Source organism: Pseudomonas panipatensis (assembly GCF_900099785.1).
Taxonomy (GTDB): domain Bacteria; phylum Pseudomonadota; class Gammaproteobacteria; order Pseudomonadales; family Pseudomonadaceae; genus Pseudomonas; species Pseudomonas panipatensis.
The window spans coordinates 272,778-294,069 of sequence record NZ_FNDS01000001.1; the positions used below are offsets into that span (position 1 = coordinate 272,778).

Annotated in this window: 21 protein-coding genes and 1 riboswitch; of the genes, 17 read left to right on the forward strand and 4 right to left on the reverse strand. The window is 67.7% G+C overall.

Features of this window, described 5'->3' with window-relative positions:
- Positions 1-81 precede the first annotated feature (81 nt).
- The 5 genes from BLQ74_RS01340 (at position 82) to cobF (ending at position 4,014) form a co-directional block, all read left to right on the forward strand.
- Entirely contained in the window at positions 82-588 is a 507-nt protein-coding gene (locus BLQ74_RS01340) for a hypothetical protein (protein ID WP_244507126.1), read from the forward strand.
- A 7-nt stretch (positions 589-595) separates the two neighbouring features.
- On the forward strand, positions 596-2,557 hold the full coding sequence (locus BLQ74_RS01345; protein WP_090260051.1) for a heavy metal translocating P-type ATPase: 1,962 nt from the start codon (positions 596-598) through the stop codon (positions 2,555-2,557).
- 79 nt (positions 2,558-2,636) lie between these two features.
- A complete protein-coding gene (locus BLQ74_RS01350; RefSeq protein WP_090260053.1) occupies positions 2,637-2,843 on the forward strand; it encodes a hypothetical protein in 207 nt (68 codons plus the stop codon).
- 139 nt (positions 2,844-2,982) lie between these two features.
- The gene (locus BLQ74_RS01355) at positions 2,983-3,237 is read left to right on the forward strand and encodes a hypothetical protein (protein WP_090260055.1); all 255 of its coding nucleotides are present in this window, start codon (positions 2,983-2,985) and stop codon (positions 3,235-3,237) included.
- A gap of 12 nt (positions 3,238-3,249) precedes the next feature.
- Positions 3,250-4,014, forward strand: a complete 765-nt coding sequence (gene cobF / locus BLQ74_RS01360) for a precorrin-6A synthase (deacetylating) (RefSeq protein ID WP_090260057.1) — start codon at positions 3,250-3,252, stop codon at positions 4,012-4,014.
- Positions 4,015-4,278: 264 nt separating this feature from the next.
- On the opposite strand, the gene BLQ74_RS01365 is transcribed toward cobF, so the two are convergent.
- The 4 genes from BLQ74_RS01365 to BLQ74_RS01380 are packed head-to-tail and all read right to left on the reverse strand — an operon-like array spanning position 4,279 to position 7,787.
- A complete protein-coding gene (locus BLQ74_RS01365; protein ID WP_090260059.1) occupies positions 4,279-4,914 on the reverse strand; it encodes an ABC-type transport auxiliary lipoprotein family protein in 636 nt (211 codons plus the stop codon).
- Positions 4,911-5,849, reverse strand: coding sequence for an MlaD family protein (locus tag BLQ74_RS01370; RefSeq protein WP_090260061.1), 939 nt, complete (start codon positions 5,847-5,849; stop codon positions 4,911-4,913). The genes BLQ74_RS01365 and BLQ74_RS01370 overlap by 4 nt, the downstream gene beginning before the upstream one ends.
- Before the next feature lies 1 nt (position 5,850).
- Positions 5,851-6,639, reverse strand: coding sequence for an ABC transporter ATP-binding protein (locus BLQ74_RS01375; RefSeq protein WP_425287473.1), 789 nt, complete (start codon positions 6,637-6,639; stop codon positions 5,851-5,853).
- Entirely contained in the window at positions 6,639-7,787 is a 1,149-nt protein-coding gene (locus BLQ74_RS01380) for an ABC transporter permease (RefSeq protein WP_090260065.1), read from the reverse strand. Before BLQ74_RS01380 ends, BLQ74_RS01375 begins: the two co-directional genes overlap by 1 nt.
- Before the next feature lie 616 nt (positions 7,788-8,403).
- Between BLQ74_RS01380 and BLQ74_RS01385 the strand changes: the two genes are divergently transcribed.
- From BLQ74_RS01385 to BLQ74_RS01440, 12 genes are all read left to right on the forward strand, one after another.
- Entirely contained in the window at positions 8,404-8,796 is a 393-nt protein-coding gene (locus BLQ74_RS01385; protein WP_280139797.1) for a type IV pilin protein, read from the forward strand.
- A gap of 8 nt (positions 8,797-8,804) precedes the next feature.
- The gene (gene pilV / locus BLQ74_RS01390) at positions 8,805-9,359 is read left to right on the forward strand and encodes a type IV pilus modification protein PilV (RefSeq protein ID WP_244507127.1); all 555 of its coding nucleotides are present in this window, start codon (positions 8,805-8,807) and stop codon (positions 9,357-9,359) included.
- Positions 9,356-10,501 (forward strand): PilW family protein, encoded by a 1,146-nt coding sequence (locus BLQ74_RS01395; protein ID WP_244507128.1) that lies wholly within the window; start codon positions 9,356-9,358, stop codon positions 10,499-10,501. Before pilV ends, BLQ74_RS01395 begins: the two co-directional genes overlap by 4 nt.
- Entirely contained in the window at positions 10,498-10,983 is a 486-nt protein-coding gene (locus tag BLQ74_RS01400; protein ID WP_090260069.1) for a hypothetical protein, read from the forward strand. The genes BLQ74_RS01395 and BLQ74_RS01400 overlap by 4 nt, the downstream gene beginning before the upstream one ends.
- A gap of 20 nt (positions 10,984-11,003) precedes the next feature.
- The gene (locus BLQ74_RS01405) at positions 11,004-14,054 is read left to right on the forward strand and encodes a pilus assembly protein (protein ID WP_090260071.1); all 3,051 of its coding nucleotides are present in this window, start codon (positions 11,004-11,006) and stop codon (positions 14,052-14,054) included.
- A gap of 9 nt (positions 14,055-14,063) precedes the next feature.
- Positions 14,064-14,573, forward strand: coding sequence for a GspH/FimT family pseudopilin (locus tag BLQ74_RS01410; RefSeq protein WP_090260073.1), 510 nt, complete (start codon positions 14,064-14,066; stop codon positions 14,571-14,573).
- A 144-nt stretch (positions 14,574-14,717) separates the two neighbouring features.
- Positions 14,718-14,940, forward strand: a riboswitch (cobalamin riboswitch).
- Between the two features lie 297 nt (positions 14,941-15,237).
- Positions 15,238-15,849, forward strand: coding sequence for a cob(I)yrinic acid a,c-diamide adenosyltransferase (cobO, locus tag BLQ74_RS01415; protein WP_090260075.1), 612 nt, complete (start codon positions 15,238-15,240; stop codon positions 15,847-15,849).
- Complete coding sequence (locus tag BLQ74_RS01420) at positions 15,849-17,156, forward strand: cobyrinic acid a,c-diamide synthase CobB (protein WP_090260077.1); 1,308 nt, start codon at positions 15,849-15,851, stop codon at positions 17,154-17,156. The genes cobO and BLQ74_RS01420 overlap by 1 nt, the downstream gene beginning before the upstream one ends.
- The gene (bluB, locus tag BLQ74_RS01425; RefSeq protein WP_090260079.1) at positions 17,153-17,803 is read left to right on the forward strand and encodes a 5,6-dimethylbenzimidazole synthase; all 651 of its coding nucleotides are present in this window, start codon (positions 17,153-17,155) and stop codon (positions 17,801-17,803) included. Before BLQ74_RS01420 ends, bluB begins: the two co-directional genes overlap by 4 nt.
- The gene (gene cbiB, locus BLQ74_RS01430; RefSeq protein WP_090260081.1) at positions 17,800-18,813 is read left to right on the forward strand and encodes an adenosylcobinamide-phosphate synthase CbiB; all 1,014 of its coding nucleotides are present in this window, start codon (positions 17,800-17,802) and stop codon (positions 18,811-18,813) included. Before bluB ends, cbiB begins: the two co-directional genes overlap by 4 nt.
- A complete protein-coding gene (cobD, locus tag BLQ74_RS01435; RefSeq protein ID WP_090260083.1) occupies positions 18,806-19,798 on the forward strand; it encodes a threonine-phosphate decarboxylase CobD in 993 nt (330 codons plus the stop codon). Before cbiB ends, cobD begins: the two co-directional genes overlap by 8 nt.
- Complete coding sequence (locus BLQ74_RS01440; protein ID WP_090260085.1) at positions 19,795-21,246, forward strand: cobyric acid synthase; 1,452 nt, start codon at positions 19,795-19,797, stop codon at positions 21,244-21,246. Before cobD ends, BLQ74_RS01440 begins: the two co-directional genes overlap by 4 nt.
- Positions 21,247-21,292 lie beyond the last annotated feature (46 nt).

Sequence of the window (21,292 nt, forward strand, 5' to 3'; positions counted from 1 at the left end):
GGAACCGCTAGGCTCGCTGTGGGCGCCAAGCGCCCGCGGCACGACACCCCATGAACAACAATGGAAAGGGCGGGACAACCAATGAATGCGGAAGGACTTCAGCGCAACTTCACGGCCCGGGATCGGGCGCGCCCGCTGCGTAGCCTGTGCGCGCGGCTGCTGGCCCTGGGCACCCTGCTGCTGCTCTGCGCGGGGGGTGCCGAAGCGGGACGCGAACTGCCTTCCGGCATGCTGGTCGGGGTGGTGGACAGCGCGCAATTCCCGGTCATCACCCTCAAGCGGCCCAAGCCGGGCCTGCTCACGCGGATCATCACCCTGTGGATGTACGACGGCACCATCAGCTACCCGGTGGCGCCGTCGGTGCGCATCCGCAACCAGAACAACCTGTTCGTCGTTAGCGGCCTGATGCCGCAACTGAAGGACAAGTTCGTCGCCCTCAAGAGCGGCCTCAACGGCGAGGTCAACCAGATCTGGGTGCTCAGCGAGGCCGAGGCCGAGGAATACATCACCCGCCCCGGCACCCTGTTCCCGCCCGTCGCCACCCTCAGCGGCAGCAGCGCCAGTACGTCCAGCTCGACCAGCGAATGACCCCGACATGAGTGCACAGCATCACCACCACCACGGACACAGCCATGGCCACCTCACCGGCGCCATGCTCAGCCGCGACGAGCAGCGCGCCGCCGCCCGCCAGTTGAGCCTGGCGATGGTCGCCCTCGGCCTGCTGCTGCTCGGCCTGCTCTGGCGCTGGCTGTCGCCGGCCCAGGAAGGCGTGGCGCAGATGCTCCTGGGCGTCGCCTCGCTGTTGGTCGCGGTGCCGGTGTTGCGCTCGGGCTGGTCCAGCCTGCGGCACCCCAGCCTGCACGGCATCACTGACCAGTTGATCGCCTTGGCCATGCTCGGCGCCTGGGCCACGGGCGACCTGATGACCGCCGCGTTGCTGCCGATCATCATGATCTTCGGGCACATTCTCGAAGAGCGCAGTGTGATCGGTTCGCAAGAGGCCATCGACGCCCTCGGCCGCCTGACCCGCAGCCAGGCGCGGCGCATCGAGGCCGATGGCAGCGTGCGGGAAGTGGACAATGGCCAACTGCGCCCCGGCGACCAGGTGGAAGTGCGCGCCGGCGACCGGGTGCCGGCCGATGGCCGTGTGCTGGACGGCCAGGCCAGCCTGGACACCGCGCCCATCACCGGCGAATCGGTGCCGCTGGAGGCGCGTGCCGGCCTGGATGTCTACGGTGGCGCCATCAACCTCGACGGCCTGTTGCGCATCGAGGTGACCCGCACCGGCGAGGAGTCCACCCTCGGCAAGGTCATCGCCCTGATGCAACGCGCCGAGCGTTCCAAGCCGCCGATCACGCGCCTGCTGGAGCGCTACGCCGGACGCTACATGGTGCTGGTGCTGCTGATCGCCGCGGTCACCTGGTTCATCACCAACGACGCGCAGGCCATGCTCGCCGTGCTGGTCGCCGCCTGCCCCTGCGCCTTGGTGCTGTCGGCGCCGGCCACGGCCATCGCCGGCATCGCCGTGGCGGCGCGCCACGGCATTCTCATCCGCAGCTCGGCGTTCCTCGAGGAACTCGCCGACCTGACTTCCCTGGTGGTCGACAAGACCGGCACCCTGACCCACGGCGCGCTGCGCTTGCAGAGCATTCTGTCGGTCACCGGGGACGAGCCGCCGGCACTGCGCCAGTTGGCCGCCAGCCTTGGCGCGGCGAGCAGCCATCCGGTCAGCCGCGCGCTGGCCGCGCTGGTGCCACATGATGCCTACCATCCCTTGGCCGACATCCGTGAGCGCCAGGGGCTCGGCGTCATCGCAGAGACCTCGCAGGGCGAGGCCGCGCTTGGCCGGCCGGAGCTGTTCAAGCAGCTTGGCATCGTCACTCCCGCGGTGCCTGAGCATGACGGCCCGATCGCCGGCCTGGCCCTGGACGGACGCTTCCGTGCCTGGCTGCTGTTGGCCGACAGCCTGCGCCCGGAAGCCAGCCAGGCCCTGGCCGAACTGCGTCAGCTCGGCCTCGGCCGGCAACTGCTGCTGACCGGCGACCGGCAGAGCGTGGCCGATACGGTGGCACGCGAAGTCGGCATCGGCGAGGTGAGCGCCCAGGCGCTGCCCGAGGACAAGTTGCGCCGGGTCAACCAGGAGATCGCCAAGGGCTTCCGCCCACTGGTGGTCGGCGACGGCATCAACGACTCGCTGGCGCTCAAGGCCGGCGTGGTCGGCGTGGCCATGGGCGCCGGCGGTGCCGACATCGCCCTGGCCTCGGCCGACGTGGTGCTGATCGGCAGCGACCTGCGCCGCCTCGGCACCTGCGTGCGGCTCAGCCGCCAGTGCCGGCGCACCCTGCAGGTCAACGTGCTGATCGGCCTCGGCTGGACCCTGGCGATAGTCGCGGCGGCCGCCTTCGGCCTGCTCGGCGCTGCCGGGGCGATGATCGCCGCCGTGCTGCACAACCTCAGTACCCTGCTGGTACTGGCCAACGCCGGGCGTCTGCTGCGCTTCGACGAAAGCCTCGGCCAGGCCCGGGCGAGCGAGCCGGTGGCGCTGACGGTCGCCTGAACCCGGCCGCGGAGCAGCGGGGCGCCCGCGTATCGGGTATCATGGCCGCCGTTTAAGCATCCTCGATCCGGTCGAACCCATGACGTCCTCTGAACAGCCGCCGCGCGACGACAGCGCGGAAAACGCCCCCGACAAAGCCCCGTTGTCCCTCGCCGAACTGGCCAAGGCCGCGCTCGCCGCGCAGAAGAACGGCGGCGCCGGCTTCCAGCCGCGCAAGGCCCACGACAAGGACGTTCGCCGTCCGCCGGCACCGCGCGGCTCGCGGCGCTCCATGGGCAAGCGCTGACCTGCGATGAGCCGACGAACTGTCGGCTTTTTCATGGGGGCGCCCTGAGCAGAACGCTCCTGTGCTGGTCGAACCAGGCCCGACTGCCAGAAAATCACCGGCTTCCACCTTCACGCCGGTCGATAGACAAGGAGAGGTAATGAAAGCGATCTACCTGCTGCTGAGTGCCAGCCTGGCCCTTGGCGGCTGCATGAGCCTGCGCGGGCACTACGAACTCAACGCCGTCGATGCGTCCGGGAAAAAGCTCAACAAGCACGCCTTCCTGGCCAGCCGCAGCGGTATCTACACCGTGCGCAACGCGCTCTGCTCGGCCTATCCCAAGTCCACCGTGGTGATCCACGATGTCGATGCCGACCAGGACCTGGCCGGCGAAAGCCCTTACCACTGCCGCTGACGGCCGCCGTCCATGAAGCGCCTGCTGGTGATCGGTATCGGCGCCGGCGATCCCGAGCAACTGACCGTGCAGGCGGTCAAGGCGTTGAATCGCGCGGACCTGTTCTTCCTCCTCGACAAGGGCGCCGGCGCCTCGGCGCTGCTCGATCTGCGCCGGGCCATCTGTGAGCGCTATGTCGAAGACCGCGCCTACCGGGTGGTCGAGGCCCGATTGCCCGAACGCGCGCGCGACGTGGCCGACTACGCCGCCAGCGTCGCTGCACTGAATGCCGCCAAGCAGGCGCTGTTCGAACGCCTGATCGACGAGGCGATGGCGGACGGCGAGTGCGGCGCCTTCCTGGTCTGGGGCGATCCGTCGCTCTACGACAGCACCCTGCGCATTCTCGACGCCATCATCGCCGGCGGCCGCCATGCCATCGAATACGAGGTCATCCCTGGCATCAGCAGCGTGCAGGCCCTGACCGCGCGCCATCGCGTGCCGCTGAACCGCATTGGCGGCGCCGTGCAGATCACCAGCGGCCGACGCCTGGCGCAGAGCGGCATGCCGGATGGTGTGGATGATCTGGTGGTGCTGCTGGATGCGCAGGATGCCTATGCCCGACTGCTGGGCCAGGGCCTGGAGATCTTCTGGGGCGCCTACCTCGGCACAGCGGACGAGATACTGATCGCCGGCCCCCTGGACGAGGTCGCCGAACGCATCCGCGACACCCGCCAGCGCGCGCGCGAGGCGCACGGCTGGATCATGGACACCTACCTGTTGCGGCGGCGCGAGGGGTAAGCCCGGACACGCGCTGGCCGTTGGCGAAGTCCATGTAGGGGCGGCGGAAATTGATGGGTATCGCTTCGCTCAACGCCATCCTACGCGCGGTCAGGCCGTAGGATGGGTTGAGGAACGAAACCCATGCGGTTTGGGGCGGTGATGGGTATCGCTGCGCTCAACGCTATCCTACGCAGCGGTCAGGCAGTGGGATGGGGTGAGGGACGAAACCCATGCGGTTTGGGGCGGTGATGGGTATCGCTACGCTCAACGCCATCCTACGGATCATGGTTGGAGGGCTTGGCGCTGGAGCGTCTGCATCTGTCCTTGCTGCAAGGTCCAGCCGACCACTTGCGCGGCGAGGCGGTCGGCGGCCTGGCCGAAGGCGCTGATCACCTGGGGAAGCTTGTCGTCGGTCGCCGGCTGGCGCACTTCGAAGTGGCGGGTGGCGAGGATGCGTTGGTTGGCGCTGCGCACCAGGCGCGCTTCCAGGGTGATCACTGTTTCCACGTGGCCGTTGCGGTATTCGCTCTGGAAGGCGCGCAGGTCGCCGCCCAGTTCCAGGTCGGCCTGCAGGTTCACCGCGTCGCTGCTCAGGCCCTGGATGCGGCCGTCGGCGCGGAAGGCATCGAGCAGGCGGTCGCGCAGCAGTGCCGGCGCGCTGTCGCTCCAGCGCGCGCCCTTGTAGACGCTGAGCAGGTCGCCGCTGGGCAGGACGGCGATGCGGTTGCTGTCCAGGGCCTGGCTGGCCTTGGGCGCGTTGACCCGCAGCGACCAATCCACGGCGGGGGAGGCCGCTGCCGGCTGCTGGCTGGCGGGCAGGCGGTAGATGTCCGGGGCCTCGGTCTTGGGCAGGATCGAGCAGGCGCCGAGCTGGGCGGCGAGGGCACAGCAGCCGAGCAGTCGCAGGGTGGCCTTCATGGTTGGAACTCCTTGGTGCGGTCGCCGCCGAGCAGGTAATTGGCCGGATTTTCCTGCAGGCGGCGGGTCACGCCGCGCAGGCTTTCCAGGGTGCTGCGCAGTTCGCGCAGGGCCGGGCCGATGTCGCCGAGCCCCTTGAGCCCGCCGTTCACCGCGTCGTAGTTGTTATCGAGCAGGCGCTCGATCTTTTCGCTGCTGCGTTGCAGGGCGGCCAGGGTTTGCTGGGTGTTGCCGAGGATGTCCTTGCCCTGGCTGCTGAGCAGTTGGTTGGCGTTGCCGAGCAGTAGGTTGGCATTGGCCAGGGTCTGCCGTGCCTGCTGGCTGGCGTCGGCCAGTTCGCGCACGGTGCGGCGGATATCGGCGCGCTGTTCGGCGATCACCGCGGTGGCCTGGTCGATGTGGTCGAGGGTGCGGCCGACGCGGTCGACGTTTTCCTGGGAGAACAGTTGGTTGACGTTGGTGATCAGGTTGTTGATGTTGCTGGCGATGTCTTCGCCGTTGGCCAGCAGCTTGCTGAGCGGCGAGGGGATGGTCTGGATCACCGGCACCTTGCCGTCCTCGGCCAGCAGCGGCGGGCTGTCCGGCGAACCGTTGCTGAGCTGGATGATGGCGGTGCCGGTGACTCCGGTGATGGCCAGTTTGGCGCGGGTGTCCTGGCGGATCGGCGTGCGGTCGAACACGCGGATGCGCGCCAGCACCTTGCGCGGGTCGCGCGGGTCGAGGCGCAGGCTGACCACGTCGCCGACCTTGATGCCGCTGTACTGCACGGTGCCGCCCTGGCTCAGGCCGGTCACCGCTTCGGTGAAGATCACGTCGTAGTAGTTGTACTGCTGGTCGCTGCTGGACTTGGCCAGCCACAGGCCGAAGAGCAGGCCGCCGGCCGCCACCAGGACGGTGAACAGGCCGATCAGCACGTGATGGGCACGGGTTTCCATGTCAGTTTTCCTCCCGCAGGCTAGTCGCCGCCTGCTGCGCGGCACGGCCGCGCGGGCCGTGGAAATAGTCCTGCACCCAGGCATCGTCGGTGGCGGCTACCTCGTCGAGGCTGCCGATCACCAGCACGCGCTTCTGCGCCAGCACGGCGACGCGGTCGCAAATGGTGTAGAGGGTGTCGAGGTCGTGGGTGACCAGGAATACCGTCAGGCCGAAGGCCTCGCGCAGGGTCAGGATCAGTTGGTCGAAGGCCGCCGCGCCGATCGGGTCGAGGCCGGCGGTGGGTTCGTCGAGGAACAGGATGTCCGGGTCCAGGGCCAGGGCGCGCGCCAGGGCGGCGCGCTTGACCATGCCACCGGAAAGCTCGGCGGGGTACTTGGCGCCGGCCTCTGGCGGCAGGCCGGCCAGGGAAATCTTCACCTTGGCGATGTATTCGGCATCGTCGCGGCTCAGGCCGCCATGCTCGATCAGCGGCAGGCAGATGTTTTCGCTGACGGTCAGCGAGGAGAACAGCGCGCCGTTCTGGAACAGCACGCCGAAGCGCCGCTCCACCCGCGAGCGCTGCTCCGGCGGCAGTTGCAGGAGGTTCTGCCCGAACACCTCAATCTCGCCTTCCTGCGGTGGCCGCAGGCCGATGATGCTGCGCAGCAGCACCGACTTGCCGGTGCCGGAGCCGCCCACCACGCCGAGGATTTCGCCGCGCCGCACGTCGAGGTCGAGGTGTTGGTGCACGGCATAGTCGCCGAAGCGGTTGCTCAGGTCGCGGACCTGGATGATCGGTTCGTCGCGCATCACCAGCCCATCTCCATGAAGAACAACGCGGCGATGGCGTCCAGCAGGATCACCACGAAGATCGATTGCACCACGCTGGAGGTGGTGTGCTCGCCCACCGACTGCGCGCTGCCGCTGACGCGGAAGCCTTCCAGGCAGCCGATCACGGCGATGATGAAGGCGAAGATCGGCGCCTTGACCATGCCGACCAGGAAATGCTGCACCGGGATATCGTTCTGCAGCATGACCACGAACATGCGTGGGGTGATGTCCAGGGTCAGCGCGCAGACCGTGCCGCCGCCGACGATGCCGCAGAGCATGGCGAGGAAGGTCAGCATCGGCAGGGTCAGCAGCAGCGCCAGCACCCGCGGCAGCACCAGCAGCTCCATCGGGTCCAGGCCAAGGGCACGGATGGCGTCGATTTCCTGGTTCGACTTCATCGAGCCGATCTGCGCGGTGAAGGCACTGGCGGTGCGCCCGGCGAGGAGGATGGCGGTGAGCAGCACGCCGAATTCGCGCAGGAAAGAAAAGCCGACCAGATCGACGGTGTAGATGGCCGCGCCGAACTTGTTCAGCACGGTGGCGCCGAGGAAGGCCACCACGGCGCCGACCATGAAGGTCAGCAGGGCGACGATGGGCACCGCGTCCAGGCCGGTCTGCTCCATGTGCGCGGCCAGCGCCGTGGGCCGCCAGCGGCGTGGGCGCAGCGCGCAGCGCAGCAGGCTTTCCAGGGTCAGGCCGATGAAACCGAACAGGCCGACCAGGTTTTTCCAGACGGTCTGCATGGCGCGGCCGATGCGCTCCAGCAGGTCGACCAGGGCATTGCTCGCGGGCGGCGCCTTTTCGTGCAGACGGCACTGGGTGATCGATGTGCCGACCGCGCGCAGCAGCGCGCGGCGTTCCGGCGGCAGGCTCGCGGCGACCTCATCGAGCCGTTGCAGGCCGCCGCTGCCGAGCAGGTCGGCGAGCAGGCTGGCGCCAGCGGTATCCAGGGCGCCTAGTTGGCTGAAGTCGAAGCGCTCGGCAGGCTGGTGTTGCTCGTCGAGCTGGGCGATCTGCCGTTGCAGGTTGGCGAAATGGGCGAGCGTCCAGTCGCCGCTGATCTGGAGCAGGGGCGGGGAGGCATGGGTTTCCAGCTGGAGCTGGCCGGCTTGAGCGGTTTCAGTCATGCGACGGAGTCTAGCGGAGTTCGTCGACGGCTCCATCCTGCCGTTCTCGGCTGCTGTCGGAGAGTGGCATTCTGCCGCAGCCAGCCCTGAGCCATGGTGGATCGCCATGGCTGCCTGTTCGGCAATGGTTTCCTTTATGTCGTTGCTGACTTTCCGGATTGTCGCGAGTTAGAGCGGTATTAGCGTTATATAGGGACGAGCGTACTAATTAATAAGTGCGATGAGCGGCGCTTATTTAATGGTTCGTTAATTTTTTGCTGACGTTTTTTTCACAATTGTATCAGTAGCGTTATTAGGTTTTGTGTTCGATTAGCCTGTTTGTTGTAAGTACGTTCGTTCCATTATCGGGGCGTTTTTTACTCTTCTTTCAGGTGTTCCTTTGGCCTCTTTCAGGTTTGCTGCTGTGTTGCTGTAGGCCAGTAATGGCGGGTGTTGCGGGTATTTGAGCGAAATGGCTATATCGCTCACAATTCATCGTCGAATTTCCGCATATAGTATTAATGTTCTCCGTCGATCCCTTGACGACGGCCGGTGATAAATGGCGAACGGCCGGCGATGGCGTTTGGCTATTTATTGAATAGAGTTAGACCAGCGAAGTATTCCGTCGAGTGCCTTTATGATGCTGACGCGCGCAAAAGGTTTCACCCTGATCGAATTGATGGTGACGGTCGTCATCGTTGCGATTCTCGCGGCTATTGCGTACCCGAGTTATCAGCAATACATCATTCGCGGTAAACGCGCGGCGGCCCAGGCACAGATGATGGATATCGCCAACCGCGAGCAGCAGTACCTGCTGGCCAATCGTGCCTACGCCAGCAAGTCGGCGCTGGAAAGCGGCGGCTACTCGCTGCCCAGCGAGGTGTCCAGCAACTACGGCTACGACATCAGCATCAGCGCCGGCACCCCGCCGAGCTTCACCATTACCTTCACACCCACTGGCTCCCAGGCTAGCGACGGGGCGCTGGTCTTGAACAGTGACGGCAGCAAGTCGCCGTCGAGCAAATGGTGAGTGCAGCCATGAGCCCATTCCGTCGTCAGCGTGGCCTGACCCTCATCGAACTGCTGGTGAGCATTCTCATCCTCTCCCTGGGCCTGTTGGGCCTGGCCAAGTTGCAGGCGCGCATGCAGCTATCGGACATGGAGTCGTACCAGCGCGCCCAGGCGCTGATTCTGCTGGCCGACATGTCCAATCGCCTTACCGCCAATGCGAGCAACGCCGCCAGCTACGTGACCGGCACATCCTCCCCGCTGGGCACTGGCATGACCTGCCCGACCAGCACGGCCACGCGCCAGCAGGCGGATGCAGCGGACTGGTGCAACAGTTTGCAGGGCGCGGCGGAAACCGACGCGACCAACGGCAAGACCGGCGCCATGCTCGGCGGCCGCGGCTGCATCGAGTCACTGGGCAGCAGCCAGTACCTGATCACCGTGGCCTGGCAGGGGCTGTCGCCGATCTCCGCGCCGCCTTCCAGCGTGGCCTGCGGCGCTGGTGCCTACAACGATGGCAAGACGTGCACCAGCGATCTGTGCCGTCGCGTGGTCACCACTGTGGTCCGGGTGGCAACGCTATGAGCCGCGTCCCGATGCACTGCTCCGCAGCGCCAGCCGGCAAAGAGCGACAGCGTGGCTTCACCCTGATCGAAATGATGATCGCAGTGACCATCAGCCTGCTGATCATGACCGCCGTGCTCACGCTTTACCTGAACCTCAGCCGCAGCAACGACGAGATGGCCAAGACCAACTCGCTGATCGAGAACGGCCGTTTCGCCATCCAGGTATTCCAGGAAGACCTGGCCCACGCTGGCTTCTGGAACGGCTTCATCCCGCAGTTCGACGACCTCACGCTGAACACTGTCCCCGCCGATGTGCCGACTGCGATGCCGCCGGTGTGCACGGCTTTCTCGGCCTGGACCGCGCAGGACAAGATCAACGCCATCGGTGTGCCGGTGCAGGCCTACGATGCGGTGCCCTCGGGCTGTTCGGCCATTGTCACCAACAAGGTGGCCAATTCCGACGTCCTGCTGGTGCGGCATGCCGACACCTGCTCGCCGGGGGTCGGCAATTGCGACGCGCTGAGCGCTGGCAAGGTGTATTTCCAGCCCTCGTTCTGCTCGACGGAGACCACCACGCCTTACGTACTGGACAGCACCGGCTTCGTCCTGCACCAGCGCAACTGCAGCACCCTCGCTGACCGGCGCAAGTACGTCTCCAACCTCTATTACCTGCGTAACTACGCGGTGACCGCCGGGGACGGCATTCCCACCCTGATGCGCTCGCAATTCGACACCACCGGCGGCGCCTCGCCGGACAATGTGCAGCAGGCGGCGGTGCCGCTGATCGAGGGGATCGAGGCCTTCCGTATCGAGTTCGGCATCGATAACCGCAGCAAGACTGGGGCGACGGTGGATTACACCAGCGCGGTGAGCTGGGCCGATCCGAGCACCAAGGCCACGCCGACCAATCGCGGCGACGGAGCCTCCGACGGCAACTTCATCCACTGCTCCGCCTGCACCCAGGATCAGATGATGAATGCCGTGGAAGCGAAGATCTATGTGCTGGTGCGCAGCCGTGATGCCACCCCGGGGTACACCTCGAGCAACACCTACAACCTGGGTAGCCTCACCCTCGGCCCCTTCTCCGATGGTTACAAGCGGCACCTGTTCACCTCCAGTGCGACCTTGATGAACGTCTCTCGACGGAGGCAGACACCATGAGTGGTTCGAACCCGGCAAAAAAGCAGCGCGGCGCCACCCTGGTGGTGGCCATGGTGATGCTCCTGCTGTTGATGGTGATGGTCGGCAGCGCCTACACCCTGAGTGGCTCCAACCTCAAGGCGGTGGGCAACATGCAGTTCCGCAACGAGGCCATCGCCGCCGCCAACGTCGGTATCGAACGGGTGCTCAGCTCGGCGTTCACTGCTGCGCCGACGGCTGAGCAACTCAACGTCGATATCAACAACGACGGCACCAGCGACTACCTGGTGTCCATGGCCACGCCGACCTGCCAGCGCGCGACCCTCAGCCCCTCGTCGGTGCCCAGCAGCCTGAACCTGCCCGGCATGACCAGCAACAACTGGAACACCGTCTGGGATCTGGACGCCAACGTCAGCGATCCCGTGAGCGGCTCGGCGGTGCGGGTGCGCTCCGGCGTGCGTGTGCTGCTTACCGACGCCCAGAAAAACATTGTCTGCCCCTGATGCGGGAAACGAGGCCAGTCATGAATGCTCAGCGCAAGTCCGGCCCGGTCCGGCGTCTTTTTGCCCTCTGTGCGTTGCTGTTGCTCCAGGGTGTCGCCCAGGCCGATGACATCGACCTGTTCGTCGGCACACCGCCCAACTCCACGGATGCACCGAATGTCCTGATCGTCCTGGACAACACTGCCAACTGGAACACGCCCTTCACTAACGAGATCGCCGCGCTGTCCTCGGTGATCAGCGGGCTGCAGGCCAGCAAGTTCCGTGTTGGCTTGATGATGTTCACCGAAACGGGCAAAGGAAACTCCGGCAATGACGGCGCCTACGTGCGCGCGGCCATCCGCCTGTTCGACTCGGCCACCAAGACCAAGTACCAGGCACTGGTGAACAGCCTGGACTCCAATGCCGACAAGTCCAACGGCGGCAAGGTCAGCAAGGCGATGGAGGAGGCTTGGCTGTACTTCTCCGCCGGGGCGCCCTATGCCGGCAACAACAAGGCCAAGACCGATTATCTGGGCAATGCTTCCGGTACGACCGCTTCCAATGCGGTCTATGCGCTTTCCGGGAACGCCCTTTCGGCAGTCGACGGCAGCCCCTACAACAACCCGATCGTCACTGGCTGCGCGAAGAACTTCATCATCTATATCAGCAACGGCGCCGCCCAGGACAATACCTCCGACATTACCCAGGCCACTGCAGCCCTGGCCGCCGCTGGCGGCAGCACCACCACCATCCCGATTTCCCCGAGCGGCTCGCAGGACAACATGGCCGACGAATGGGCGCGCTTCATGAAGAAGAGCAGCCTGGGCATCACCACCTACACGGTCGACATCAACAAGGTCACCACTGGCCAGGGGCCGGGTTGGACCGCGCTGCTCGAAAGCATGGCCAACGTCAGCAGTGGTAAGTACTTCGATGTCAGCGCTACCGGCACCCAGATCGCCGATGCGCTGAACTCGATTTTCTCCGAGATCCAGGCGGTCAACAGTGTGTTCGCCGCGGTCAGCCTGCCGGTGAGCGTGAACACCCAGAGCACCTACCTGAACCAGGTCTTCGTCGGTATGTTCCGTCCGGACCAGGATTCCTTCCCGCGCTGGGCGGGCAACTTGAAACAGTACAAGCTCGGCATGGTCAACGGTGTGCTCAAGACCCTGGACGCCGACGGCAATAGCGCGATCAACAGCGCCACCGGCTTCATCACCGAGTGTGCGCGCAGTTTCTGGACCCCCAGCACGCTCGACAGTTACTGGGCCTTCAAGCCCCAGGGCAGTTGCCTGACGGTGGCCAACTCGGATGCCTCCAACTACCCCGATGGCAATATCGTCGAGAAGGGTGCCCAGGCTTACCGGTTGCGTTCGGCCAGCAGTCGGACCATGAAGACCTGCGACCCGACCACTTGCACCAGCCTCACCAGCTTCAACACCGCCAACACCGCCGTGACCCAGGCTCTGCTCGGCGCCGCCGACAGCACCGAGCGCGGCGATATCATCAACTGGGCGGTAGGCGCGGACAACCTGGACGAGAACCTCAACGCCAACCTCACCGAAACCCGCTCCTCGGTGCATGGCGATGTGGTGCACTCACGCCCGGTGGCCCTGAACTACGGCACCTCCAGCGCGCCGCAGATCGTGGTGTTCTACGGTGGCAACGACGGCCTGCTGCATGCGGTCAACGGCAATCGCACCACCGCCTACGGCAGCTTTGCCGCCGGCAGCGAACTCTGGTCGTTCATGCCGCCGGAGTTCTACCCGAGCATCAAGCGCCTGCGTGACAACAACGTCACCATCAGCTTCCCCGGCCACACCACCGGCAGCCCCACGCCGCAGCCCAAGGCCTATGGCATGGATGGCTCGGTCAGTGCGGTGCGCCAGGGCACTACCTCGTGGATCTACGCCACCATGCGCCGTGGTGGCCGCGCTCTGTATGCCTTCGACGTGACCACGCCGGCCAGTCCGACGCTGAAGTGGAAACTCGGTTGTCCCAATCAGGGCAACGATACCGGTTGCAGCACCGGTTTCAGCGGCATCGGCCAGACCTGGTCGACCCCGGTGGCGGTGAAGTCCAGCGGCTATCATGCCGGCGCCAACACCATGCTGATCATGGGCGGTGGCTATGACGCTTGCGAGGATGCCGATCCCAACACCTGCACCTCCAGCAGCAAGGGCAACAAGATCTATTTGATCGACGCCGATACCGGCGCGCTGCTGCAGACCCTGTCCACCACTCGTGGTGTGGTGGGTGACGTGGTGATGGTCACCGACAGCACTGGCATGGCGGTGTGGGGCTATGCCGCAGATACGGGCGGCAATATCTATCGCATCTCCGGCATCGACGCCAATACCGCCATCGGCAGCACCGCTCCCGGCTCCTGGACGATCACCAAGATCGCCTCGCTCGGCTGCGACACCGTCTCCACCTGCAGCGCCAACCGCAAGTTCCTGTTCGGCCCGGACATTGCCCTGGACAATGGCCAGTACGTGCTCATGCTCGGTTCCGGCGACCGCGAGAAGCCGTTGCTCAGCTATACCTCGGCGGCCAGCGTGGCCAACCGCTTCTATGTGGTGCGCGACAAACCCACCGACAGCGCCTGGCTGACCGCGGAGAACGGCACCTGTGGCGCCAACCTGATCTGCAATGCCTCGCTGTTGCCGATCACCACCACCGCCACGCCGACCACCACGCAGCTGGCGGCCTATCCCAAGGGCTGGTACCTGGGGCTGGCCTCCACCGAGCAAGTGGTGACCTCGTCCATCCTCACCTACGGCACCATTACCTTCAGTACCCACCAGCCGGCGGTGGCCAGCAGCACCAGTTGCACCAGCCTGGGCACGGCGCGCAGCTACAACATCAGCTACCTGAATGCCGCCGGGGTGAATGGCGATCGCTTCGGGGTGATCTCCGGTGGCGGCCTGCCGCCTTCGCCGGTGGCCGGCATGGTGACCCTGGATGACGGCTCCACCGTACCCTTCATCATCGGCGCCAACCCCGCCTCGCCGCTGGAGGCGGGTACCCCGCCGCCGCCGCCGGGGAGCAAGCAGCCCAAGTCCTGGGTCTATTGGAACATCGAGCGATAGGAGGCAGGCATGGCCGTCGCGACTCTGCAATCGACAGCCCGCGGGCGTGGTTTCACCCTGGTGGAGCTGATGGTGACCATCGCGGTGGCCGCCATCCTGCTGACGATCGCCGTACCTTCGCTCACCGACACCACGCTCAGCGGCAAGCTGCGCGCCAGCGCCAACGACCTGGTGACCAGCGCCGCCCTGGCGCGCAGCGAGGCGATCAAGCGCAATGCGGTGACCAGCCTGTGCCCCTCCAGCGATGGCGCCAGTTGCGGTTCCGGCGGGTGGGAGCAGGGCTGGATCGTGATCACCGGCTCCACGGTCATCCAGACCGAGAAAGCCGCACCGCAGGGCTTCAAGGTGACCTCGACGGTGTCGCGCATCGACTTCCAGCCCTCCGGCGTCGGCTCGACCCAGGCGACCCTGACGGTGTGCCGCGCCAGCCCCTACGCGGGCAATCAGGAGCGCGTGGTGACGGTCAGCGCCACCGGGCGTTCCTACGTCACCAAGACCGCCACCGGCAGTTGCTCGTAAGCCCACGCCAAGTGGCTCACCGCGACGGCCTCAGCGGCGCGCGGCAGCCTGGTCTTTCCCGCCGCGTGCCTTTCCCATTCGGCCTGCGCGCTGGCGCCTGGCGCGGCGCTGCCGCCGATTGACCGGCCACCCCGCCAGCCACTAAGCTGCGCGCCTGCTTCAGGTGCCTCCGGCCAACGGTCGGGGGTGAAACAGGGAAGCCGGTGACACCGAGGAAAATCGGTCATTCCGGCGCTGCCCCCGCAACGGTAAGCGAGTCCGACGATCGCAATCAGCCACTGTGCCCAGGCATGGGAAGGCGCGATCGGGGAAGTCCAGGTGATTTCCACTCGCGAGCCCGGAGACCGGCCTGAAGTCAACGACGACGTGCAGGATGCCGTCGGGCGCGTGCCCCAGGCCGCGTTCCGCCGTGCTCGTGCGTCTTCCCGGTTTTGAGCCGCGCGGGTGAGAGCGGCGGAGTGGAACAGCAGATGAGCATCGCCTTCAGGGGTGTGGCCGCCGCAGGCGCGTCCGCCGCCTCGCGTCTTTTCCTCGGGCCGCCCGGGTCTTCTTCCGTGCCGCCTGCCTCCGTTTCTCCGATCCCGCTCCGGCGCCCCAGCGTCGCGTGTTGTCCTGCGCGCGCGTCGACCCCTTTCGAGCGCGCCCCCGGCGCGGAGGCACTGCCATGAGCGAATCCCCGGAAAAAGACCAGCGCCACCAATCGCGCATGCAACGCAAGAAGGCACTGATCGACGAGAAGATCGCCCAGGCCCGGGACGAGCGCGGCGTGTTGCTGGTGCTCAGCGGCAATGGCAAGGGCAAGAGCAGTTCGGCCTTCGGCATGCTCGCCCGTGCGCTCGGCCACGGCATGCGCGGCGGGGTGGTGCAGTTCATCAAGGGTGCCGCCAGCACCGGCGAGGAGGCTTTCTTCCGGCGTTTTCCCGAGGAAGTCCGCTACCACGTGATGGGCGAGGGCTTCACCTGGGAAACCCAGGATCGCCAGCGCGACATCGCCAAGGCCGAGCAGGCCTGGGCCGTCGCCCGCGAGCTGCTGGCCGATCCGCGCGTTGGCCTGCTGGTGCTGGACGAGTTGAACATCGCCCTCAAGCACGGCTACCTGGCGCTGGACAGGGTGCTGGCCGACATTGCCGCGCGCGCGCCGCAGCAGCATGTGGTGGTCACCGGCCGTGGCGCCTTGCCGGGGATGATCGAGGCCGCCGATACCGTTACCGAGATGGGCTTGGTCAAGCATGCCTTCAAGGCCGGGATCAAGGCGCAGAAAGGGGTGGAGTTCTGATGCCCGCCGCGCAGGGCGCCAGCCGCCAGTGCCCGGCGCTGTTGATCGCCGCGCCGGCTTCCGGCCAGGGCAAGACCACCGTCACCGCCGCGCTGGCCCGCCTGCATGCGCGCCAGGGGCGCAAGGTGCGGGTGTTCAAGTGCGGCCCGGATTTCCTCGACCCGATGATCCTCGCCCGCGCCAGCGGCGCGCCGGTACATCAGCTCGACCTGTGGATGGTCGGCGAAGCGCAGAGCCGGCGCCTGCTCTGGGAAGCGGCGGGGGAGGCCGAGCTGATCCTGATCGAAGGGGTCATGGGCCTGTTCGATGGCACGCCCTCGGCCGCCGACCTGGCGCGGACCTTCGCCGTGCCGGTGCTGGCGGTGATCAACGGCCAGGCCATGGCGCAGACCTTCGGCGCCCTCGCCGTCGGCCTGGCGACCTACCAGCCGGGCCTGCCGTTCTCCGGGGTGCTCGGCAACCGCGTCGGCAGCCAGCGCCACTGCGATTTGCTGCGCGACAGCCTGCCGGAGTGGATTCGCTGGTACGGCGCCTTGCCGCGCAGCGCCGAGCTGGAGCTGCCCAGCCGCCACCTGGGGCTGGTGCAGGCCGACGAACTGGCTGACCTCGATGCGCGTCTGGACGCCGCCGCCGACGCCCTGGCCGCGAGCAGCGCGGTGGACCTGCCGCCGCCGGTCGCCTTCCGTGCGCCGCCGGCCCGCCAACTGGCGCCGAGCCTGGCCGGCGTGCGCATCGGTGTCGCGCGCGACGCCGCCTTTGCCTTCCTCTACCAGGCCAACCTCGACCTGCTGCGCGAACTGGGCGCCGAGCTGCGCTTTTTCTCGCCGCTGGCGGACAGCGCCTTGCCCGAGGTCGACAGCCTCTACCTGCCCGGCGGCTATCCCGAGCTGCACCTGGCGCGCCTGCAGGACAACCAGCCGATGGCGGCGGCGATCCGCGCCCACCACGCCGCCGGCAAGCCGCTGCTGGCCGAGTGCGGCGGCATGCTCTACCTGTTCGATGAGCTGATCGACGCCAGCGGCGAGCGCGGCCGCATGCTCGGCCTGCTGCCCGGCCGCGCGACCTTGCAGAAGCGCCTGGCGGCGCTGGCCCTGCAGGAAGTCGAGCTGGCCGATGGCGCGCTGCGCGGGCACACCTTCCACCACTCGCTGCTGGACTGCGCCCTGCAGCCGGCCGTGCGTGGCCATTGCCCGAACGACAAGCCGGTGGCCGAGGCGCTGTTCCGCCAGGGCCGCCTGAGCGCGTCCTATATCCACTTCTATCTGCCGTCCAACCCGGACGCCGCAGCGGCCCTGTTCCGACCATGACTGAACATGCCTACAGCGACGCCGAGCGCGCCGCGCTCTACCGTGTCATCGCCGAGCGCCGCGACATGCGCCATTTCAGCGGCGGCAGCGTGGCCCCGGCGTTGCTCGCGCGCCTGCTCGAAGCCGCGCACCAGGCGCCCAGCGTCGGCCTGATGCAGCCCTGGCGCTTCATCCGCATCACCCGTGGCGACCTGCGCGAGGCCATTCACGGGCTGGTCGAGGAGGAGCGGGTGCGCACCGCCGAAGCCCTGGGCGAGCGCTCCGACGCCTTCATGAAGCTCAAGGTGGAGGGCATCCGCGACTGTGCCGAGCTGCTGGTGGCGGCGCTGATGGACGGGCGTGAAGCGCATGTCTTCGGCCGCCGCACCCTGCCGCAGATGGACCTCGCGTCGCTGGCCTGCGCCATTCAGAACCTCTGGCTGGCGGCCCGCGCCGAAGGCCTGGGCATGGGCTGGGTCTCGCTGTTCGAGCCGGCGGCGCTCGGCGAACTGCTCGGCCTGCCGCCGGGCAGCCAGGCGGTGGCGGTGCTCTGCCTGGGCCCGGTGGAGCGCTTCTATGCCGCGCCCATGCTGGCCCTGGAAGGCTGGCGCCAGCCGCGTCCGCTGGAGGAGTTGCTGTACCAGGACCAGTGGGGAGAACGGCCATGAGCCTGGCCCTGCTCAGCGTCCTTGGCGTGGCCCTCGACAGCCTGCTCGGCGAGCCGAAGGGCTGGCACCCGCTGGTGGCTTTCGGCCGCCTGGCCGACCGCCTGGAGCGGCGTTTCAACCGCCCGCGCACCGTCGATGCGCCGTTCGACAGGCACAGCGCGCTGCCCCTGGCGCAGGCGGCGTCGCGGGAGGCAGGCAGCACCCAGTCCGCCGACAGCGAGACGCCCGGCCGCGCCTGGCGCAGCCACGGGGTCAGCGCCTGGGCCCTGGCGGTGTTGCCGCTGACCTTCGCCACCTGGCTGCTGACGCTGATCCCGCACCTCGGCTGGCTGGTTTCCGCCCTGGCGCTGTATGCCGCCCTCGGCCTGCGTAGCCTGGGCGAGCACGCCGAGCCGGTGGCCATCGCCCTGCGCCGCGGCGATCTGCCCGAGGCGCGGCGGCGCGTCGGCTACCTGGTCAGCCGCGACACCCGCGAGCTGGACGCCACCGGGGTAGCCAAGGCCGCCACCGAGTCGGTGCTGGAGAACGGCAGCGACGCGGTGTTCGCCGCGCTCTTCTGGTTCGCCATCGGCGGTGCGCCCGGCGTGGTGCTGTATCGCCTGAGCAATACCCTCGACGCCATGTGGGGCTATCGCACCCCGCGTTTCGAGCGCTTCGGCTGGGCGGCGGCGAAGATCGACGATGCCCTCAATTACCTTCCGGCACGCTTGGTGGCGCTGACCTATGCGCTGCTCGGCGACACCCGCCTGGCCCTGCGCAGCTGGCGTCGTCAGGCGCCGCTGTGGGACAGCCCCAACGCCGGCCCGGTGATGGCGGCTGGCGCCGGCGCCCTGGGCCTGGCCCTGGGCGGCGACGCCATCTACCACGGCGAGCTGCACGCGCGTGCACAACTGGGCGCCGGCCAGCCCGCCGGCGCCGGCGACATCTGGCGCGCCCTCGGCCTGGTGCGCCAGGGTGTGCTGCTCTGGCTGCTGGTGATCCTCACCCTGGGAGCCCTGACCCATGCTTGAACACGGCGGTCGCCTGCGCGAAGCGGCGCGGCGTTACGCAATTCCGCTGGCCGACTGGCTCGACCTGTCCACCGGCATCGCTCCCTGGTCCTGGCCGCTGCCGCCGATCCCGGCCAGCGCCTGGATGCGCCTGCCGGAAGAGCAGGACGGGCTGGAAGCCGCGGCCAGCCGTTACTACGGCGGCGACCATCCCTTGCCGCTGCCCGGCAGCCAGGCGGCCATCCAGGCCTTGCCGCGCCTGCGTCGCGCTGGTCGGGTCGGTGTGCTGGCGCCCTGTTATGCCGAGCACGCCGATGCCTGGCGCCGCGCCGGGCACTTGCTGCGCGAAATCAGCGAGACAGAGGTCGAGCATCACCTGCCCGAGCTGGATGTGTTGGTGGTGGTCAACCCGAACAACCCCAGCGGGCGGCGCCTGGACAACGGCGTGCTGCTCGACTGGCACGCGCAGTTGCAGCACCGCGGCGGCTGGCTGGTGGTGGATGAGGCGTTCATGGACTGCACCGCGGAGCACAGCCTGGTGCCCAGTTGCGCCAGCCGTCCGGGCCTGGTGGTGCTGCGCTCGTTCGGCAAGTTCTTCGGCCTGGCCGGGGCGCGCCTGGGCTTCGCCTTCGCCGAGCCGGTGCTGCTCGCCGCCTTGCGCGACAGCCTCGGCCCCTGGACGGTGAACGGTCCGACGCGCTGCGTGGCCCAGGCCGTGCTGGGCGATTTCCAGGGACACAGCGAGCGCCGTCAGGCGTTGGCCGAGGGCAGCCGGCGGCTGGCCGCGCTGCTCGGTATCCAGGGCGTCGCCGCGCACGGCGGGACGGGCCTGTTCCAGTGGGCGATGAGTGCGCAGGCGGCCGCTCTGCATGAGCACCTGGCGCAGCGTGGCATCCTCGTGCGCCTGTTCGAGCGGCCGTCGAGCCTGCGCTTCGGCCTGCCGCCCGACGAGGCCGGCTGGGCGCGCCTGGAACACGCCCTCGAACAATGGCAGCAGGCGCAATGACCACCCTGATGGTGCAGGGCACCACCTCCGACGCCGGCAAGAGCACCCTGGTGACCGCGCTGTGCCGCTGGCTGCGCCGCCAGGGCGTGGCGGTGGCGCCATTCAAGCCGCAGAACATGGCGCTGAACAGCGCCGTGACCGCCGATGGCGGCGAGATCGGCCGCGCCCAGGCGGTGCAGGCGCAAGCCTGCCACCTGGCGCCACACACGGACATGAACCCGGTGCTGCTCAAGCCGAACAGCGACACTGGCGCGCAGATCATCATCCATGGCCGCGCCGTGCGCAGCATGAACGCCGCCGCCTATCACGACTACAAGCGGGTCGCCATGCAGGCGGTGCTGGCTTCCCACCAGCGCCTGAGCGCGGCCTATCCGGTGGTGCTGGTGGAGGGCGCCGGTTCGCCGGCGGAGATCAACCTGCGCGCCAACGACATCGCCAACATGGGCTTCGCCGAAGCGGTGGACTGCCCGGTGATCCTGGTCGCCGATATCGACCGCGGCGGCGTCTTCGCCCATCTGGTCGGCACCCTGGAACTGCTCTCGGCTTCCGAGCGGGCGCGGGTCAAGGGCTTCGTCATCAACCGCTTTCGTGGCGATCTCGCGCTGCTGCAACCGGGCCTCGACTGGCTGCAGCAGCGCACCGGCATCCCGGTGCTCGGCGTGCTGCCGTACCTGATGGACTTCCACCTGGAAGCCGAGGACGCCATCGACACGCGCCAGGCGGCCAAGCGCGGCGAGCGCCTCAAGGTGGCGCTGCCGGTGCTGCCGCGCATCAGCAACCACACCGACTTCGACCCGCTGCGCCTGCACCCGCAGGTCGAGCTGAGCTTCGTCGGTCCCGGCCAAGCCATGCCGGCGGCGGACCTGATCATCCTGCCCGGCTCGAAGAGCGTGCGCGCCGACCTGGCGTTTCTCCGCGCCCAGGGCTGGGACGACGCCATCGCCCGTCACCTGCGCTATGGCGGCAAGCTGCTGGGTATCTGCGGCGGCTTGCAGATGCTCGGCCAGCGGCTGTCCGACCCGCATGCGCTGGAAGGCGCCGCCGGCAGCAGCGCCGGCCTCGGCCTGCTGGCGCTGGAGACCGTGCTGCAGCCGCAGAAGCAACTGCGCAATGTGCGTGGCCGGCTGAGCCTGGAAGACGCCGTCGTGAGCGGCTACGAGATCCATGCCGGGGTGACTGCCGGCGCGGCCCTGGCGCGTCCGGCGGTACGCCTGGACGATGGCCGCTGCGACGGCGCCATCAGCGCCGACGGCCAGGTCATGGGCACCTATCTGCACGGCCTCTTCGAGTCGCCTCCGGCCTGTGCCGCGCTGCTGCGCTGGGCCGGCCTCGGCGAGGTGGTCGAGCTGGATTACCACGCCCTGCGCGAACGCGACATCGAGCGCCTGGCCGACCAGGTCGAAGCACACCTGGACACCCGAGGCCTGCGCGCCTTATGCGGCCTCTGAGCACGCGCGCCGAGCATCGGCGGATGCCTCCGCCGATACACCACGC